General features: G+C 37.7%; 15 protein-coding genes and 1 tRNA gene. 8 read left to right on the top strand and 8 right to left on the bottom strand.

Annotated features, from left to right (window positions below; all coding sequences use genetic code 11):
• Window positions 1-73 precede the first annotated feature (73 nt).
• Window positions 74-502: a nuclear transport factor 2 family protein gene (locus tag OGI71_RS01240; RefSeq protein WP_120260678.1), complete on the top strand. Its 429-nt coding sequence runs from the start codon at window positions 74-76 to the stop codon at window positions 500-502.
• Between the two features lie 94 nt (window positions 503-596).
• On the opposite strand, the gene OGI71_RS01245 is transcribed toward OGI71_RS01240, so the two are convergent.
• From OGI71_RS01245 to OGI71_RS01255, 3 genes are all read right to left on the bottom strand, one after another.
• Window positions 597-670: transfer RNA gene (locus tag OGI71_RS01245), tRNA-Ala, on the bottom strand.
• 78 nt (window positions 671-748) lie between these two features.
• Entirely contained in the window at window positions 749-1,498 is a 750-nt protein-coding gene (gene bla / locus OGI71_RS01250; RefSeq protein WP_282253489.1) for a BlaB/IND/MUS family subclass B1 metallo-beta-lactamase, read from the bottom strand.
• Between the two features lie 66 nt (window positions 1,499-1,564).
• Entirely contained in the window at window positions 1,565-1,903 is a 339-nt protein-coding gene (locus tag OGI71_RS01255; RefSeq protein WP_282253490.1) for a cupin domain-containing protein, read from the bottom strand.
• Window positions 1,904-2,102: 199 nt separating this feature from the next.
• Here OGI71_RS01255 and OGI71_RS01260 point away from each other — a divergent pair, with 199 nt between their 5' ends.
• Window positions 2,103-4,043: an AAA domain-containing protein gene (locus OGI71_RS01260; RefSeq protein WP_335996018.1), complete on the top strand. Its 1,941-nt coding sequence runs from the start codon at window positions 2,103-2,105 to the stop codon at window positions 4,041-4,043.
• A gap of 48 nt (window positions 4,044-4,091) precedes the next feature.
• On the opposite strand, the gene OGI71_RS01265 is transcribed toward OGI71_RS01260, so the two are convergent.
• Both OGI71_RS01265 and OGI71_RS01270 read right to left on the bottom strand, forming a co-directional pair.
• Window positions 4,092-5,615 carry an acyl-CoA dehydrogenase family protein gene (locus tag OGI71_RS01265; protein ID WP_282253491.1) on the bottom strand — a complete coding sequence of 508 codons (1,524 nt, stop codon included), beginning with the start codon at window positions 5,613-5,615 and terminating at the stop codon, window positions 4,092-4,094.
• 183 nt (window positions 5,616-5,798) lie between these two features.
• Window positions 5,799-6,665: a helix-turn-helix domain-containing protein gene (locus OGI71_RS01270; protein ID WP_077432563.1), complete on the bottom strand. Its 867-nt coding sequence runs from the start codon at window positions 6,663-6,665 to the stop codon at window positions 5,799-5,801.
• Window positions 6,666-7,043: 378 nt separating this feature from the next.
• On the opposite strand from OGI71_RS01270, the gene OGI71_RS01275 reads away from it, so the two are divergent.
• Together OGI71_RS01275 and OGI71_RS01280 are read left to right on the top strand one after the other, a co-directional pair.
• The gene (locus OGI71_RS01275; protein WP_282253492.1) at window positions 7,044-8,252 is read left to right on the top strand and encodes a DUF1343 domain-containing protein; all 1,209 of its coding nucleotides are present in this window, start codon (window positions 7,044-7,046) and stop codon (window positions 8,250-8,252) included.
• 110 nt (window positions 8,253-8,362) lie between these two features.
• On the top strand, window positions 8,363-8,545 hold the full coding sequence (locus OGI71_RS01280) for a hypothetical protein (RefSeq protein WP_282253493.1): 183 nt from the start codon (window positions 8,363-8,365) through the stop codon (window positions 8,543-8,545).
• Window positions 8,546-8,573: 28 nt separating this feature from the next.
• Here the strand turns inward: OGI71_RS01280 and OGI71_RS01285 are convergent, their stop codons facing one another.
• On the bottom strand, window positions 8,574-8,924 hold the full coding sequence (locus OGI71_RS01285; RefSeq protein WP_282253494.1) for a DUF2200 domain-containing protein: 351 nt from the start codon (window positions 8,922-8,924) through the stop codon (window positions 8,574-8,576).
• 63 nt (window positions 8,925-8,987) lie between these two features.
• The gene (locus tag OGI71_RS01290; RefSeq protein WP_282253495.1) at window positions 8,988-9,557 is read right to left on the bottom strand and encodes a hypothetical protein; all 570 of its coding nucleotides are present in this window, start codon (window positions 9,555-9,557) and stop codon (window positions 8,988-8,990) included.
• 227 nt (window positions 9,558-9,784) lie between these two features.
• On the opposite strand from OGI71_RS01290, the gene OGI71_RS01295 reads away from it, so the two are divergent.
• Both OGI71_RS01295 and OGI71_RS01300 read left to right on the top strand, forming a co-directional pair.
• The gene (locus OGI71_RS01295; protein ID WP_282253496.1) at window positions 9,785-10,531 is read left to right on the top strand and encodes a ThiF family adenylyltransferase; all 747 of its coding nucleotides are present in this window, start codon (window positions 9,785-9,787) and stop codon (window positions 10,529-10,531) included.
• Between the two features lie 104 nt (window positions 10,532-10,635).
• Window positions 10,636-11,346 carry a hypothetical protein gene (locus OGI71_RS01300; RefSeq protein WP_282253497.1) on the top strand — a complete coding sequence of 237 codons (711 nt, stop codon included), beginning with the start codon at window positions 10,636-10,638 and terminating at the stop codon, window positions 11,344-11,346.
• Here OGI71_RS01300 and OGI71_RS01305 read toward each other — a convergent pair.
• Window positions 11,343-12,104: a LuxR C-terminal-related transcriptional regulator gene (locus OGI71_RS01305; protein WP_282253498.1), complete on the bottom strand. Its 762-nt coding sequence runs from the start codon at window positions 12,102-12,104 to the stop codon at window positions 11,343-11,345. The two genes, OGI71_RS01300 and OGI71_RS01305, sit on opposite strands and share 4 nt — an antisense overlap.
• Window positions 12,105-12,911: 807 nt before the next feature.
• Here OGI71_RS01305 and OGI71_RS01310 point away from each other — a divergent pair.
• Together OGI71_RS01310 and OGI71_RS01315 are read left to right on the top strand one after the other, a co-directional pair.
• On the top strand, window positions 12,912-16,049 hold the full coding sequence (locus OGI71_RS01310; RefSeq protein ID WP_282253499.1) for a GH92 family glycosyl hydrolase: 3,138 nt from the start codon (window positions 12,912-12,914) through the stop codon (window positions 16,047-16,049).
• 479 nt (window positions 16,050-16,528) lie between these two features.
• Window positions 16,529-18,778: a GH92 family glycosyl hydrolase gene (locus OGI71_RS01315; RefSeq protein WP_282253500.1), complete on the top strand. Its 2,250-nt coding sequence runs from the start codon at window positions 16,529-16,531 to the stop codon at window positions 18,776-18,778.
• Window positions 18,779-18,781: the final 3 nt, after the last annotated feature.

Below are 18,781 nucleotides of genomic sequence, written 5' to 3' on the forward strand. Positions count from 1 at the left end.
AGTGCAACAAATTTAGATTGTCTTCGACAATAGGATAAGAAAATATACTAATACATTATAAAATAGAAAAGATATGAAAACTTTAGTTAAAACATTTGTAGCGGCAGCAATGATAGCAATCTCTACCTGTTCAATGGCTTCGGTTAAACCAGAAGAACGTAATTTAATTACAGCTGATTTGGCAATTGATGAATATGTTGGCGCAATGACCGAAGGTCAGGTAGCGAATTTAGATAAGCTATTCACTTCTGATTTTAATCAGAAAATCTGTGGTAAACAAGATTTAAATCACAGCCGATCGGAGATGATCGAGTTCTTGAAAAAACAAAAAGGAATAAAAATGAACTGTAAAACAACAACGCAGATCGTTGAAGAATTACCAGATTATGCTATTGCAAAAGTAACCATGCAATTTGATGGTTTCTCTAAGACCGATTTGATCACACTTGTGAAGGAAAACGGTGCATGGAAAGTTTCTAAATCAGTTAATTCTTACAAATAGGAATTACTGCCGCAAATTGAAATGATGTTTCGGGAAACTGAGCAATGTATAAAAACAAAAGAGGCTACTTGTGAAAAGTAGCCTCTTTTGTTTGTGGAGCATATCAGGATCGAACTGATCACCTCTTCACTGCCAGCGAAGCGCTCTAGCCGGATGAGCTAATGCCCCCTTTGTTTTTTCTGTCGCTAAGATAATACCTTTTTTGTAAAAACAAAATTGCTTTTTTATTTTTTTAAGTATTATTATTTATTGCTTCTCGGTAAGTAATTCTTCTGTACGTTGTATCTGCTGATTATCCTTCCATCCATCATGTCCAGGAATAACCATCTTTATATGGGGATACTTCGCTAATAATCTGGCTAATGCAGGCTTCCAGGCTTTGACGTCGCCATCAACAATATTACCTAAATTTTTTGCCTCCGAGCTTTTGATAAAGCAACCCCCATCCAGAATTTGATAGTCCGGAAACCAGACAACGACATTATCCAAAGAATGCCCGGCTCCAAAAAAGTTCAAAACGAAGGACTGACCACCGACTTTATAGGTCTTGTTGATTTTGACGAGATGCGTAGCTTGGGCTTTATGATTTGCCTTAAGCAGGTCGTTGGTCATTTTTGTCGCATAAGTTGGAATGCCGATACGATTATAATATGCAAACCCTCCCGCGCGATCCTCATGCCAATGTGTGGCATATACCGCAATGACAGGTAGTTGATGCTTTTGTTTAATACTGTCCAAAAGCGGTTGATATTGTGTCGAGTCCCAAGGCGTATCAAATAGAATAACACCCTTCTTGGTGATTAGATAGACCGCATTAGCGGCATATTTGGTGCCCTCAAAGGTATTGTAAGTCGTATAAAGATATAGCTGTGAATTGATCTTTTCAATTGATAATGGTTTTTCCTGTGCGCGCAAAGATGACAATACACAGCAAGAAAGACCGAAAAGTAGCGTAGCTACTTTTGCGGAGAAGAGCGAAATAATATTTTTGAACATAAGTAAATAAACGATTGTTCGGAACGAATATTGTTGAGTTGGACCTGTTAAATTCCTTTTTTTTGGCTACAACGATGTAACGAAATCTTCCCGATGTGGAGTGAAAGAATCTATCAATTCGCCTTCTTCAAGACATTCACAGCCGTGGATTAAATTTGGGTAAATGATACAGGAATCACCTACGGTTAAAATTTCATCTGTACCATCAATGTGGTACCTGAACTTTCCGGCGCTGACATAAGATATTTGTGTATGTGGGTGTTGATGTGGGGCACCGATTGCACCTTTTTGAAAACGTACTTTCATTAACATCAATTCATCGTTATAGACTAATATTTTACGTTTTACGCCATCGCCTAGATCCGTCCAGCTCTGCGCTTTATCGTGTAGGAATATCTCACTCATTTTAATCACTTTTATTTTGAAAAATTAATCAACAAATCTTTATTACCAATGATAGGAAATAAATACGACTTTTGTAGCTCAGCTTGAGAAGTTCTTTATAAGTGTACAGCGTTGGTGAGAAAATATCCCGATTTTCTTAGGGAAAATAGAAGAACATGGATGAACTGATCGGTAAAGTATTTGAAAAAACTGTTACTTTGTGTCTGATCAAAGCGAATGTACTGATATGAATTATTTCGACGAACTTATTACGTTATTACATGGAGAACAGCAATATGATAAGATGCAGCATGAAGCATTATTATTGAAAAGCAGTTTAAATGAAAGAAGAATGCAGGGGGTGACCTGGTTTCCTATTCAGATCACGGATAGCGAACTAGGGCGGGGAGATTATCTGTCAGTTAGTTTAAAAAAAACAAATCACCTCGATGTAGATCATCGGTTTCGTTTTGGGATGCCTGTTTCTCTATTTTCAAACCATGACCCAAATGTGGACAGAATAGATGGCATTATATCTTCAGTTAATAAGGAAAGTATGAGGATTTCATTTCGTGTAGATGAGCTGCCGGATTGGAGTAGAAGAGGGAAACTTGGTGTGGACTTATTATTTGACGAGCACTCATACCGTGAAATGGCGAATGCATTGCGGCAGGCAAAGGAGCTCGCGACTGATCCGCGACAAGGTACATTGATCAGAAAGCTTATTGGTGGGGAACAATTATATATCGGAAAAAAAGATACATTTTTTGAGTATCCAGATCTCAATGCCAGCCAAAATAGTGCTGTTCAAGAGGTCTTAGCTACAACAGATATCGCACTTTTACATGGCCCTCCGGGGACTGGGAAAACGACAACATTGATCAAGGCAATAGCCGCTTTGTTAAAGAGCAATAACAAGCAGATATTAGTCGTGGCCCCGAGCAATACTGCAGTTGATTTATTGACTGAGCGTTTAGATGCTGCAGGAATATCTGTCACTCGGATAGGTAATCCGGTTAAAGTATCTGAACATCTACAGGAGTTGACCCTTGATAGCAGAATAGATCGCCATAGCGCGAATAAGGATATAAAGGCCTTGCAAAAGCAAGTTCGAACCTATACGGATATGGCCCAGAAATATAAACGCAATTTTGGCAAGGCCGAGCGCGAACAAAGGAAAGCATTGTTCGACGAAGCTTACAGAATTCGAAAAGATGTTGATAAGATTCAGGATTTTATCGTAGCGGATATTCTCGATTGCTCTCAGGTGATAACCGCGACGCTAGTAGGAGCAAATCAAGATGTTATACGAAACCGAAGATATGAGACGGTTGTTATTGACGAGGCTGCTCAAGCACTGGAGCCTGCCTGTTGGATTCCGATATTAAAGGCAGACAAATTGGTATTGGCTGGGGATCATTGTCAACTCTCACCAACAGTGAAATCAAATAAAGGTATATACAATAAACTTAGTAATACGCTGTTTGAAAAACTCATCGATCTTTATCCCGAAGCGGTTTCGTTGCTTGATATCCAATATCGAATGAACGAACAGATTATGAATTATCCTTCCTCAGCTTTATATGGAGGTCTCTTGAAAGCTGATCGTTCTGTTGCGCATTGGACAATAGCAAACGATACGGAACCGATTGTATATATTGACACAGCTGGGGCAGGTTTTGAGGAAACCGAAAGTGATGGTGCGATCTATAATCTCGGGGAGGCCAGTTTTCTGAAATCTCATTTAAAGACAGCCATCGCAACTTGGGTACGATCTTCTCCAATCGAACAATGGCCTAGTATTGGGATAATAGCACCTTACCGTAAACAAGTGTCTGTATTAAAGGAAATGTTGGAGCAGGATGAGGAATTACGGCCGTATGCTGCTATTATCAAAGTACAAACCATTGATAGTTTTCAGGGGCAGGAGAAAGATATTATTTATATCAGTTTGACGCGAAGTAATAACGAACAACAGATTGGGTTTTTATCCGATGTGCGACGGATGAATGTCGCCATGACAAGGGCCAAAAAGAAGTTGGTCGTCATTGGTGATAGTGCAACGATAGGGATTCATTCATTCTACCAGAAATTTATTGTTTACGCAGAAAATCTTGGTCACTACCATAGTGTTTGGGAATGGGATATTGCGGAGATGTAATCGGAAAAGGGACTGCGATGAAGTTCTTTACGCAGTCCCTCTCAATTTTTATAAAGAGGTGAAATTCATCCAATCGGCCTTTTCGTCATAGTGCATAAGCGGTTCGGCATTATTGTTATTGGAGAGTTGACCGACCAACATGTACAGATCCATACTAACATGCTGACGGGCAATTTCTGTCATTTTATTATTAAAACCAGCATTATTGATTTGAAGGACATATTGGAAGCAAACAACACGTGCAATTATTTTCCCTAAAGTGACCATCTCGCGTTGCTTAGGTTGAAGCGGGAAGTCGAAATTCAAAATAGAAGAGAAAAATGGAGCCGCAAGTTCGGTTGCCGGATTTATTTTCAGGAATGAAAGCAGATTGCTTTCTTTGCTTTTGCGCATCAGTTTAGCAATTGCCTCTGCTACTTGTGAATAGAGCATCTCGTTTGACCCTTCAAAAATTTGGAAGGGTCTACTATCTACTAAACCACGACCAGCAACATGATCCAATCTATAACCATTTGCTCCAGATAATTGTACGCAGATCTGTGCAGATTCATGCATCAGGTCAGTCACGAGTGCCTTGACACTATTGGCATCTACACTGTGGCCAGAAAGATCATTTTGAATTGAGCTGATTGAACTACTGTACGCACACATCGCTGAACATATCGTAAAAGCAGCCTGCAAACGCGATAACTGAAACTTAACCGAATCGAGTTCGTTTAATGGAATTCCACTAACACGTCTTTCGGTACAATGCTTCATGGCTTCATCCAACATACGTTTTATGAATCCCATTCCCATGCCCGGAAACTGAAGTCTGCTCCGGTGTAAGGTATCCAACATCAGTTTTATACCAGTGCTCTCTGGTGTTAACCTATTGTCAATGGGTACTTCGATGTCTATTTTATTGATACCATAAGGAATCGCATATAATCCTAAGCTATTGTATTTTTTTGTTACTTCAATCTTTTGTTCTTCGATGGAATTGTCAGTAACAAAGAAATCAATATCACGCACAAGTTCACCATTCTCATTTTTCTTTCGCGCAGTAACGAGCCAAAAGTCAGCAGCACCTGTTAAACCTTGCCAATGTTTTTCTCCGTTAATACGGTATTTATCTCCATCTTGTTGGTAGGAGGTACGCATATTGAGGGCATCACTACCATAGGCCTGCTCGGTAATCATCAGCCCACCCATGGCTTTATTTTCTAGAAATTGGTGGAAAACTTTTTCCTGAAGTAAGGTATTGCCGTATTTAGCAAAAGGCTCCAAGAATAAAGCGATATTGATCCCGAAGATCAAAGACAGTGACAGTGATTCATAAGATGCCGCGGCAAGCACTCCTAAACATTCTTTTACATGTAGGCCACGGCCACCGTGATGCTCGGGAATAGCAACAGACAATGGTCTCATTGCCATGATTTCGCTTAAAAACTGAGGGGGCAAACCACGTGTTAAACTCAGGTTATTATAGTCATATTCCGTATGGAATAAATTTGACAATCGCTCTTTGAATTTTCCGATATATAAATCGAAATCTTCGATCTGTTTTTTTTGTCCTAAAACGTTAGACATCGCTAGATATTGATTAAATGATAAAACATTTGCAATAGTAGATGTATACGATATATCCCTTATTTAAGATAGCTGTGATTTACTCCTAACATCCCATCGCTATACAAAAATAATTCATATAGCTGTGATTATTCTGTCCACTTCTGTATAAAAGATAGGACAAATCGTGCATGTCTGAAAATATTAAGTTGCCTTGTTTCGATAAGAAGTAGGGGAAATTCCTACGATTTTTTTGAATAAACGGGAGAAATAGGAAGGATCAGAAAAATCCAGCTCATAACAGATATCGGCAATACTTTTATTTGATTCAAAAAGAAGAAATTGACTATGCATGATAAGTACTTCTAATATTAGTTCTTTGGAAGACTTTTTGAACACCGAAAATACGCAGCGGTTTAGGTAATTGGTTGACACCGCGAGCCGGTCAGCATAAAAGCCGATATGTTTTTGTTTTTTGAAGTTTTTGTGCACAAGCTGTTTGAACATCATTGCAATTTCCTGCCTTCGGTTGAGTGCTTGATTGGAAGATGATAGTTTGATAATCTTTAGTAAGAGGGATTTTAGTAAACTTTCGAAGAGTTCTTTATAAGGTGATTCAGAAAGTAATTCATTGTACAGCAATTTGAATAGCTCGTTAAGGTCGGTACTATCCTGTGAAGCTAAGTTGAGCAGCGGTGAAATGTTAAAGATATTCAGGATTTCCTGTTCCCGAAATATCGAAGTCATCGCGTTATCGTTGATCAGTACACAATGTCCTTTTGCCGATTTGTCAACAGATTTGATCGTCGAAATATTACCATAGTTGCTAATCAGAATCGCTGGTGCTTTTACCACATATTCTTTTGCACCGATCTTGTGTTTAAAATGGCCCTCTGTTATATGTACAAGGAGATTGTATCCCAAGAAAATGGGCGGTGTAGGGAATTTAATATATGGAGCGATTTCACTGAGCTGAAAGATCTTGACGGGAGATTGCTGGTACCTCAGGTGTTCCAGACTACCCGTCATAAATCGATCTACAAATTCACCCGCATTTACCTGCTTTTCCATTATTGTCCATTATGTTTTTGCAAAACATCAAATTCTCCTATTTTCCGATTAATACTACGCGTTGCAAACCGATTTAACGTAATATCAGGATAATATTTCAAAGGTAATGGGATAAAATAGCTTTGTCAATATAAAATGTATGATGATTTTCAAAAATAGGTACGATATGCTGCCATTGTTGCCAATAGCTACACTCCATGATCATCTCTATGCAAGGGTAAAAAACTAATCGGATTTTCTAACCATTTAAGGCCTGGGCGATAGTTATGATCGATAAAAAATGATTTTGGAAAACGAAGGTTTATCATTAGCTTTAATCTTTAGTAAAATCTGAATCGTTTGTTTCTCAACGACTTTTTTATTATAAACCGAGCGAGTATGAAAATTGTATCTGTTTTTATTTTATTATTTTTTTCTTTTATAGCGGTATGGGCACAAGACCGGATAAAATACTGCAATGATTACATCCAAACCGGTGCAGAGCGAACAGAGCAATATATACCTTACCTCAATGGTAAGCGTGTCGCTATTTTGGGTAATCCATCTACCGTGATCAAGAAAAAACATCTTGTAGATAGTCTACTCGCCAGGGAAATTAAAATCGTAAAAATATTTGGACCTGAACATGGATTTCGCGGAAATGCCAGCAACGGAACGAAAGTGGGGGATGAAGTAGATCCAACAACCAAAATTCCGGTGATCTCACTCTATGGAAATAAAAAGAAGCCTTCGGCGAAAGATCTAAAAGATATTGATGTGTTTATCTTTGATGTGCAAGATATGGGGGTGAGGTTTTACACGAATATTAATACACTTCGGGACATCATGGAAGCCTGTGCCGAAAATGAGAAGGAACTCTTGATTTTAGATCGCCCAAATCCAAATGCGTATTTAGTTGATGGCCCTATATTGGATATGAAACATAAATCGGGTATTGGTCAGTTTCCGGTTCCGATTGCTCATGGGATGACAATCGCTGAGTTTGCCCAGATGATTAACGGCGAGGGCTGGATGGCAACGACAAAAAAATGTAAGCTAAAGATCATACCCGTAGCGGGATATAATCATCAAATGTTATACAAGCTTCCGGTTAATCCTTCTCCAAATTTAAACACCGAACAGAGTATTCTACTCTATCCAAGTACTTGTCTTTTTGAAGGTGTAAAGATCAATCATGGAAGGGGGACTGATTATCCCTTTACAGTTTTTGGGAGTCCAGTCTATAAAGGCGCATATCGTTTTTCGTTTACACCAGTGAGTAAAAAAGGAATGAGTGAAACACCACTTTTTATGGATGAAGAATGCTTTGGCTTAGATCTACGTGAATATGATTTGCAGAAGCTGGTGGACAGTAAGAAAATCAATCTCTCCTGGATGCAGGAGCTCTATCGGAATTCTCCTGAAAAAGATAAATTCTTTGATCAGTCATTTTCCAAGCAGATTGGCAGTATAGAAAAATTGGTTGGTGTTGATTCCTTTCGGCGACAGATAGCAGAAGGTATTTCAGAGGAAGAAATTCGAAAAAGCTGGGAGCCTGGATTAACGCATTATAAGGAAATGAGAAAGAAGTATCTTATTTATCCGTAATCTATTTATCCGCACCGGAAGCAGTTGCATGGAATTGCGATTATTCTTACAAATGTGATAGTTGCCAATAACTAGTTTATCGGAACCTTACTCTTTAACCTGAAAAGTAAATGATGTCTGATCGAAAATATTATTGTTGTTATGTAGCTTTTTTATGGGGGCTCATCGCAAATCTAAACCAACTCTATGGGCGACAGTTAGCGCGGAGCCCAGATCGACAGAATTATATCCCCGCTGCTGGTAGTATACTTTATTTTGGAGCTGCAGATGGCGCTGTTTATGCCATTGAATAGCAGCTGTGGGCTTTATTCGAACGTTGATTTATTTTCTTAAAATTTTTTCCATTGATTTGCCTTTCGCCAGTTCATCAATCAGTTTATCTAAATAACGGACTTTTTGAACGAGAGGATCTTCAATATCTTCTATACGATAGCCGCAAATGACACCGGTAATCTTTGTTGCATTGGTGTTGAAATGCGGTGCCTGGCTGAAAAAATGTTCAAAATCGGTTTTGTCGGCGATGATCTGTTGCAGGTCCCGGGTATTATAACCTGTTAACCAAAATATGATTTCATTGACTTCTTCTTTTGTGCGACCTTTTTTTTCTGCTTTTTGTATATAATGTGGATATACTCCAGCAAATGACATGCGATATATTCTAGTATTGTCCATTTTTCTACTGATGATGGTTTGTGGTTTTTGCTAATTTACCATTTTTTTGAATGTAAAATTTCTTTACAATATCATTTTACCTGTTGTTTTATCAAAAGTAATGGTTTTGTTGGCACCTCCATAAAAGAGTGTAATGCGAAGCGTTTTATCCGTTTCCGAACTGAAAATGATGTCTTTTGCACTCCCTATTCTTATGGTTGTCCCGTCATTATTTAATGCATTGTCGGTACAGCTAAAAACCCTTTTTTCAATTATTCCTTTTTTCTCAATTATTTCTAACCAAGGTGGGGATAAAACACTATATCCGACGATTTGTGCACGATAATTTTCGTTTAAATCTTTCGTCATCCGTAGACCGAAAGAAGACATGGACAATACCAATGTGTAAAAGGGTAGCATCATTGGCAAGATGCTACAAATTAACCCCAATATTAATCCAGACAACATAATCTTTGCCAGGATCTTTTTCCAGAAGATTACGATTACAATTATAGTCAGTCCTAGCCACATCCAGAAAAGTATGACGTCACTATAATAGCCGATTAAACTTATCTTTTCCAGGTAGTAAGCGAGCATATCTATACTCAGTAATAGCGTAATGATAATATATAGTATTTGTATTTTACTTTTCATTGTAGTGATTTGTCGTTTAAAATAGGATTTTTTTTGCATAGATTTTAATGGGCTTGTCAAATGATACCATCCGATTACGATACTAAATATCACAATCGGAGAGCTTATGGTCGCGCCTAGTTCTTGAACTGTTTTTGGACATAGTCTTTAAGATTAATCGGTAAAGACAACATAATAATTTTAAAATTATAGCCTTACCTTTATAGGATACAAAATTGTCTTAAAAAATGAGTTTGAGATACAAACGTAACATCATTCATGTAAAGGAAGAAGAGCAACAAGTTATAAAGGATTTTCCGATACTGATTGGGGGCTGCGGTATTGGTAGCTATATTGCTGAGTGTCTGTTGCGGATGGGATTTGAAAATTTGATCATTATCGATGGTGATCTTGTGGAACTGACCAATCTTAATCGCCAGAATTATGTAGCGGGAGATATCGGTGTAAATAAAGCTATCGCTTTAAAAGAACGATTGGTGGCCATTAATCCCGATGCAAAGATTACAGCTTATCCTGAATTTCTAAATAAGGGTAATTTGTATAGTCTTGATTTAAATTGTAAAGTGGCTATTAACGCCCTGGATTTTTCCTCCGATATCCCTTTTTTATTTGATGAATACATGGCACAGAAAAATATCCCTGTTATTCATCCTTACAATTTGGGTTGGGCGGGGTTTTTAACTGTCATTACACCTGATAGTCGTAATTTACGATCTTTAAATGTTGAACATCAAGCGTTTGATGTGAACGTTGGGAAATATATTGTTGATAGACTACAAGAAAAAAGTATTGATACAGAATGGCTTGAGGATTTTCTTTTAGAATATGGTAAAATAGCAATGGATTCGCCACCTCCACAGTTGTCATTGGGGTTATATCTATTATCTGGAATGGTCTGCCATATTGTGTTTAACATCGCTACAGATAAAGTAATAAAAGTATTTCCTGAATCCTACTATTTGTCTCTAAAATAATAACAGCAGACATATATAAATTCTTCTTATTTCACACTACATGTTGTTGATTTAATAATTTAAAATAAAAGTCCTTATTTTTATAATTCTTGATTTATATCTACATGAATTGGACGTCTGAAGATTATTACTTTACTAAACTTGAGAAAAAAGAGCTTTCAGAGTTTATTCATTTTTATCTAAGTACGACAAGAGAATACTTTAATCTGGATAGTTCTCCTGATGAAGAATACTTTCGCCAATATGAGAATCTGATTCGAGAAGACTTGATCTTTTTTGATAAATCAATTTATTACGTTTTACGCGACAAAGAAAAACATGCTATCCAAGCCTCCATTCGTATTACTTATTGGGATAGGGAAACTATATTGCCAATTCAACAGTTATTTGCAATAAAAAAAGAAGATCTATTGATTCCAGATATTGATCATTTTTGGCATATAGGTCGTTTCATTATTTCACAAAAAATTACTGGACAGCGCATCAGTGTGCTTAAAAAGATGCTTTTTGATGCATTTTTCCCTCCATTTTACTTTGAAAATGGATTAATTATTGCAGAATGTGATAAGAAATTGGTTCGTACATTATTTAATTTAGGTATACCTTCTTACCAACTAGGCATACCAATTATTTATTTATATTCGGAAACACTACCTATTTATATAAAAACAACATGGCTGGAGTCTTTTATAGAAAAGAACAAATTGGCACAGTATTGTTTTAGTAATACGATAGACGCTCACAAAATCCTTGACACAGGGAAAAAAATACCTATACATAAGAATACTAAAGATGAAGATATAGAGTCTTATTAAAATAAAGACTGCTCAATTGCTAAAGCTGTGGCCTCAGTGATACTTTTTACTTTTAGTTTGGAAAATATTTGTTTTTTGTGAAATTTTATCGTGTCTATAGAAACGTAAAGTTTATCTGCTATCTGATCCATAGTTAACCCTTGCGCAGAAAATAGAAGAATATCTTTTTCTCGGGGCTTAAGTTTAACATGCGGTGCTTCGACCCAACGATCTTTTTCCAAATTGTACTCAAATTGTTTTCCGTTCTCATCGGACTTGAATTTAATATTTCCTGCATTAGCGTGTGAAGAAATAGAAACAACACAAAGCGCTATCCAAGGATTTGAAGATTTATCTAAAAGTATTGGCTTAAGTTTGTGATTTATCAATAAGGGTTTTCCATTCGATTGTTTCAAATGGAAATCGTAGGATATGGAATGTTTTAATCTCTCTTCTTTCGAAAGATTTTCAAAAAAATCGAATCCGACATCGTTTATTTTTTTTAATAGATGTATGTCCTGTTCTGGTACATTATCAAAATAATGTTGATAACCTTTCTTTAAAACTTCGGCAGGGGAGTTTCCACATAGGAAGATGGGGTTGTCAGACACAAACAAAAAGCTCTTTTTAGAGTAGTCGATTAAATATATACTTTGATAGGTTAATCTGCTTAAAGATTTCGCGAAATTAATAAAAGCATCTATGATCTCATAATCATCTTTGCTAAAGGTATCTTTAACGTGTACAGGCTTAAAAAAATCTTCAATCTCAATCTTCATAGTATTAATGGCAAAAATGATCTATTATCGCTTTGAAATTTCCAATTAAACTAATATTATTTCTGCTCGCAAATTACAAAAATAACAATCCAGTCTAAAGTAATTAACGAAAAATAGGCTTTTCTGACCTTTCTACGTCTATTTAGAACGTTGGTTAAAAGAGCATCTAATTTTTTCATTAAACCCTTATGACATAATGGGATAATATCCTACACAAATGGGTAGAATATCATTCCCCTTGATAAAATGTAGTATTTTAGTTTCTATCTTTAATATTGTCAAAGCAATTTAAAATTATATAAATATAGTCTATTGGATTCAAAATACCCAATGGTATGTCTTGCTTTATGTAGGATTTTAGTAAAGATCGTAATGCAATGACACCTTCGAAAAAAACTTATTCCTAATATCTCTCCTAATTATTTCAATTTTTGATTCAACCTGACTGCGCTAAGTGATCCTTAATTCGATTGTGTTATGAAGTATTACAAATACTTTAAATAGAATTCTTGGGTATAATAATATGTATGTACATTTATATTCTATTGCTTGGTATTTATTGTTTTTTATAGTAATATTGTATGCTTAATCTAATTTTTTGTGCTTTTACTTCTGTCTTTAAGCTGCTTTATTGTTTTTTTATAATGTATATACAATATTGCAATTATTGATAGTTTGAATAATTTTGAGATGGTTTTTCTTTATGCATTTTAATTTGGATGTGGGATGATAAATTTAAACATGTAAAAGAACTGAATACTTGGATAGGCATTTATAGCATACTTTTTATTATAAAATCCATCAATTATGAAAATGCATTTCCCCATTTCCGTTTTCACCAGCTTATTGCTAATGACAGGACAGCTTGTTTCGGGGCAAGAAAATACCATTTGGCAACTGGGCAGTTCCGATGGCTCCAACAGAGAATTCGCCCTGGCTCCACATGATTACAAGAAATTTCTGGAACATGATTTTGGCTACGAAGACAATTACTTTGTAGTCGGGCAATCTTCGTTGTCAAGAGATTTGCCTTATGTGTTACCCGGACCTGCCAATGGATGGGGTGGGACTGGCGGAACCTCTGGCCTAAGAACCCATTTTTTGAATTTATACAGCGTATTAAGTGGTCAAGTTGAAAATGGGAAATGGGCTCTGGAAGTAAAATTAGCAAATAGTGATCCTCAAAATAAACCGACCTTACAAATCGCAATCAATGGTAGATCTTATAATTACGAACTGAAGAATGGGGACGGATCCGTTGATCCTGTAGGTACAGGTTCAAAGTCTGGGGCTTCTACGATACGGATAACATTACCCGAACATGTTATTGCAGAGGGGTTTAACCAGTTTACGCTTACTGTAATAAAGGGAGGGTGGGTTGAGTTTGACTCCTTTAAACTATTGGGTCCCCAACAGGTGAAATTGTTGAGAGATTACACTTCAATAATTAAAGGGGTACGGCAGTCGGATTTTGAATTGAAAAATGGAAACGAGCGCATACAGTATATGCTCGTTGATCTATTGAAATTGAAAGATGATGAACGTATAAAAGTGTTGCTGGATGGAAGAAAAATCTATGATAAAACTCATGAGAAGGGCTTATCTCGACTTGAGATTCCAATGCCTTATGCATCGAAAGAGGTACGGAGTAAATATGCAATATATATCAACGATAAACTAATTCAAACATCTTCTATAAAACGATCTCCAAAAAGATTGGGTGGGGTTTCGGATTATGTCAACACCATGATAGGGGCTGCGCATTCTAGATGGATGCTGGCACCGGGACCGTGGATGCCATTTGGAATGGTAAAGATTAGTCCCGATAATCAGAATATTGGCTGGCAGGCTGGTTATGAACCTTCAATAGAATCTATTGGTACATTTAGCCATATACACGAATGGACAATGGCTGGACTGGGCACATTTCCAACAGCAGGCCAATTGAAGACTAGTGTCGGAGACCAATATAGTACGCATTCAGGTTACCGTTCGGCAATAGATAAGGCAAGTGAACAGGCTCCATTGGGGTACTATTCCGTTCATCTTCTTGACCAGGATATTGACGCAAAGCTAACCGCAGGAACACGGTCCAGTTTCCAGAAATATACTTATCATAAATCAGATACTGGACGTATTATGATTGATCTTAAAGTGAACGGAGAATATGATTATAAGATCAAAGATCTCTCACTCAAAAAGGTCTCTGATTATAAGGTTATTGGCTACAGTAACCAATTGTCCGAAAATGTCTGGTCTACCGATGCGAAACAAGATTATGTTGTCTATTTTGTCATGGAATTTGATAAGCCGATTATCAATTTCGGAACTTGGCATAATGGTCGCATAACAGATCAGTCTGATCTGGTTGCCGATAGTGCTCAATCCGCTGGTATGTATGTAGAATTCGATGTTCGTAAAAACAAGGAAGTGCAGCTGCGGACTGGGATTTCCTATGTCAGTATAGCCAATGCTGCAGAAAATTTGAAAACAGAACTTTCAGATCCATTTGGATGGTCTTTTGAACGTGTGGTCGCCAACCAACATCGGGTGTGGAATGAATTATTGGGGCGCCTGGAGATAAAGAGTAATGACTATTTGGAAAAAGAGAAGTTTTATACAAATATGTATCGTACCCTGGCCAGCCGTAATACTTTTAGCGACGTCAATGGGCAATGGCGGTCTTCTGATGAGACGATCAGAACGATGAAACATCCGGGGGACCTTGCCCTTGGCTGTGATGCATTTTGGAATACCTTCTGGAATTTAAATCAATTCTGGAATCTGGTTACACCGGAATGGTCGAATAAATGGGTGCGGTCGCAATTGGCTATGTATGATGCCGACGGTTGGTTGGCAAAAGGTCCTGCTGGGATGGAATATATTCCAGTGATGGTTGCTGAACACGAGATTCCTTTGATTGTAGGGGCCTATCAGATGGGAATACGTGATTACGATGTCACAAAGGCATTTGAAGCGATCAAGAAAATGCAGACAACAAGTCCGCTGAAATTTGAAGGTGGCTTTGCCGGTAACCGGGATCTGGATGTTTATCTGAAGTATAAGTATGTGCCTTATGACCTTGGTCGTTTCTCAAATTCCCTGGAGTATAGTTTTGATGATTGGACTGTAGGACAATTTGCAAAGTCCTTGGGAAAGGAAAAGGAATACAATTATTTTAATGATAGAGGTAGCTGGTGGAAGAATGCGATAGATGTTAAAAGTGGTTATGCGAGGATGAAAGATGCCAAGGGGGAATGGTACCGGGACTTTGATCCATTTAAATCTGGAGCCAATCATCATTATGTTGAAGGAAATGCATGGCAGTTGACATTCTTTGTACCTCAGGATATCCCAGCATTAGCTAAAATGATTGGTGAGGATGTGTTTCTAAAGCGTTTGGAATGGGGATTCGGAGAAAGTGAAAAATGGCGGTATAATGGACCAAATGATCAATACTGGGATTATCCGGTTGTTCAGGGAAATCAACAGTCTATGCATTTTGCTTATATTTTTAACTGGTTGAACAAACCATGGCTTACACAAAAATGGAGCCGGTCTATCGGTGAACGCTATTACGGACAGGGTATTTCTAACGCTTACCTGGGTGATGAGGATCAAGGACAGATGAGCGCTTGGTATATCATGAATGCAATAGGATTATTTCAGCTAGACGGAGGGACGCGAACAAAGCCAATTTATGAAATTGGTAGTCCATCTTTTGAAGAAATTAAAATTAAGTTGGGACGGCAATATGGTCGAGGAGATCAATTCACTATTAAAGCTAAAAATGCGAGCAAAAAGAATATGTATGTGCAGGGCGCAACTTTAAACGGTAAACCTCTGCAGACATTCTATTTTGACGCTGCGGAATTGCTAAAAGGAGGTGAATTAGTTTTGGAAATGGGGGATAAGCCGAATATGCAATGGGGCGTGTCGCATTAATCATGTATCACTGAGATGGACTTTAATGGGATATGATATCTTCAGATTGCAGCTTTCCGCATCGAACAGTACTGTTTGTTAAAGTTTGGTTAAACATAGAAGGACAGAATAACAAAGCTCGGGGAATGGCGTTATCAATGTAGTTTTCATAATTTAGGTTAATAATTGGTTAGTTAGTAAAAATCCTGAAGTTCCCCGCTTCAGGATTTTTTGTTGAATGATCTTTCTTCTTGGATATAACAAGCATTAGCGGCTGTATTTTGATATTATTACCTTACTTTAAGATACCTAGGGGCCTGATGAATTTGCGTCTGTTTTTAGTCTTGCTAAATCCTATTAACATTGTAAAATGATAGATATAACTGCTGTCGATATTTGTAAATCTTTGGTATTATCTGTAGTATTGTGACTACACTTAAAAATGTGCAATCTACTGCTCACTGTATCAGAAAAAAGTAGATTGTCTTTATCAAGATGATATGATCAAGTTTATCCGTTATTTTATTTTGGGATTATTTGTTTGGGAGCAAGCGTCTGCGCAAAAACTACCGACCGACTATGTCAATCCTTTTATTGGTACCAGTAACTATGGTACGACCAATCCCGGTGCTCAGGTACCCCATGGTTTAATGAATGTGTCTCCCTTTAATGTGATGGGGTCATCACTTAATGCCTTCGATAAGGATGCACGTTGGTGGTCTACACCTTACGAACATAGCAATAGCTATTTTACCGGTTTTTCACATGTCAATCTGAGTGGTGTGGGCTGTCCTGATATGGGAAGCTTGTTACTGATGCCAACCGCTGGGAAACTAGAAGTTGACTACCACCAATATGGAAGTACTTATACACAGGAAGAGGCTCATCCGGGTTATTATAGTAATGTGTTAAAAAAATACGGTATCAAAACAGAGACATCCGCAACTGCTCGTGTGGGTGTATCTAAATTTACTTTCCCTAAAGGGCAGGCTAATATTCTACTCAATTTAGGCGAGGGGTTGACGAATGAAACTGGTGCCACAGTTCGTTATGTCAGTGATACGGAACTTGAAGGTTCGAAATTATTAGGTTCGTTCTGTTATACCAACAATCAGGCTGTATATCCGATTTTCTTCGTGATGCGAGTGAATAAAAAGCCCGCAAAGAAAGGTTATTGGAAATTTCAGCGTGCCGGTGAAAAATGGGAGAATGATTGGAATAAAGATGCTGGCAAATACAAGATTTTTACCGATTATTCGAGCCAATTGTCTGGAGACGATCTTGGGGCATTCTTGAGTTTCGACGTTCAGGAAAATGAGAGCTTAGAAGTACAGTTGGCGGTATCTTTCGTAAGCGTTGAAAATGCACGAAAAAATCTGGAGGCCGAGCAACCTAGTTTTGGATTTGAGCGGATCAGAACGCAAGCTTCATCTTTGTGGAATAATGAATTATCAAGAATTCAGGTTGAAGGAGGTACCGAAGATCAAAAAACGGTATTTTATACGGCTATGTATCATGCCATGATTCATCCAAATATTTTACAGGATGTTAACGGCGAATATCCGGCTATGGGAAATAGAAAGACCCTTGTCGCGGATCATAATCGTTATACCGTATTCTCTTTATGGGATACGTACAGAAATGTACAGCCGCTCATGTCGTTGGTCTATCCAGATAAACAGATTGGAATGATTCGTTCCATGATTGATATTTATAAAGAAAATGGATGGATGCCTAAGTGGGAGCTTTATAGCCGTGAAAGTTATACCATGGACGGTGATCCAGCAGTACCTGTGATCGTAGATGCTTGGATGAAAGGCATTCGGGACTATGATATCAATACGGCTTATGAGGCTTTTTTGAAGTCGGCGACAACGACGGATTCTACGAATCGAATCCGTCCGGACAATGCCGATTATGTCAAGTACGGTTATGTTCCTCTTCGCGATTCTTTTGACAATTCAGTTTCCCATGCGATTGAGTACTATGTTGCTGATTGGAATTTAGCGCAGTTGGCCAACTCGTTGGGAAAAACTAAAGATGCACAAACTTTTGGTAAGAGAGCACAAGGGTACAAGCATTATTATTCTCCAGAATATGGAACATTTAGACCTATTCTTCCCAATGGATCGTTTTTGACACCTTTCAATCCATTGATGGGGGCTAATTTTGAACCTAACCATGGATTCCATGAAGGGAATGCCTGGAATTATAGTTTTGCGATACCATTTGATATCCCTGGTTTAGTTCAACTGATGGGCGGTAAGAAAAAATTTGTGGACAAATTGCAGGCCACCTTTGATAAGGGTTATTTTGATGTTACCAACGAACCTGACATGCTTTATCCACATGTTTTTTCGGAAATAAAAGGTGAGGAATGGCGTACACAAAAATTGGTTAAGCAAATTCTGGATAAACATTTTACGAATAGTCCCGGTGGGATCCCAGGCAATGATGATACGGGAACAATGTCGACTTGGGCTTTAATGAATATGATGGGGATTTATCCTTTTTGTCCCGGCAGACCAGATTATACGATCGTGACTCCGGTATTTGACAAGGTAACTATTCAACTTGATAAAAAGTATTATCCTAAGTCTGATCGTGTGACCATTAGACGCCAAAAAGAGGGCAATGGAGAATTTATCAAAAAAATTATCGTCGATGGAAAGCCATTAGGAGGTTTTAAGATAAGCCATCAAGTTTTGGTCAATAGTAAAGATATACTGATTGTTACCGGAGACAGATAAATC

Origin of the sequence: Sphingobacterium sp. ML3W (assembly GCF_029542085.1) — a bacterium.
GTDB lineage: Bacteria > Bacteroidota > Bacteroidia > Sphingobacteriales > Sphingobacteriaceae > Sphingobacterium.

Bases quoted from the DNA above. Each gene is read 5' to 3' on its own strand.
- OGI71_RS01240 (WP_120260678.1), top strand. From the start codon at position 74: ATGAAAACTTTAGTTAAAACATTTGTAGCGGCAGCAATGATAGCAATC.
- bla (WP_282253489.1), bottom strand. From the start codon at position 1,498: ATGTTCAAAAATATTATTTCGCTCTTCTCCGCAAAAGTAGCTACGCTA.
- OGI71_RS01255 (WP_282253490.1), bottom strand. From the start codon at position 1,903: ATGAGTGAGATATTCCTACACGATAAAGCGCAGAGCTGGACGGATCTA.
- OGI71_RS01265 (WP_282253491.1), bottom strand. From the start codon at position 5,615: ATGTCTAACGTTTTAGGACAAAAAAAACAGATCGAAGATTTCGATTTA.
- OGI71_RS01270 (WP_077432563.1), bottom strand. From the start codon at position 6,665: ATGGAAAAGCAGGTAAATGCGGGTGAATTTGTAGATCGATTTATGACG.
- OGI71_RS01275 (WP_282253492.1), top strand. From the start codon at position 7,044: ATGAAAATTGTATCTGTTTTTATTTTATTATTTTTTTCTTTTATAGCG.
- OGI71_RS01280 (WP_282253493.1), top strand. From the start codon at position 8,363: ATGATGTCTGATCGAAAATATTATTGTTGTTATGTAGCTTTTTTATGG.
- OGI71_RS01285 (WP_282253494.1), bottom strand. From the start codon at position 8,924: ATGGACAATACTAGAATATATCGCATGTCATTTGCTGGAGTATATCCA.
- OGI71_RS01290 (WP_282253495.1), bottom strand. From the start codon at position 9,557: ATGAAAAGTAAAATACAAATACTATATATTATCATTACGCTATTACTG.
- OGI71_RS01295 (WP_282253496.1), top strand. From the start codon at position 9,785: ATGAGTTTGAGATACAAACGTAACATCATTCATGTAAAGGAAGAAGAG.
- OGI71_RS01300 (WP_282253497.1), top strand. From the start codon at position 10,636: ATGAATTGGACGTCTGAAGATTATTACTTTACTAAACTTGAGAAAAAA.
- OGI71_RS01305 (WP_282253498.1), bottom strand. From the start codon at position 12,104: ATGAAGATTGAGATTGAAGATTTTTTTAAGCCTGTACACGTTAAAGAT.
- OGI71_RS01310 (WP_282253499.1), top strand. From the start codon at position 12,912: ATGAAAATGCATTTCCCCATTTCCGTTTTCACCAGCTTATTGCTAATG.
- OGI71_RS01315 (WP_282253500.1), top strand. From the start codon at position 16,529: ATGATCAAGTTTATCCGTTATTTTATTTTGGGATTATTTGTTTGGGAG.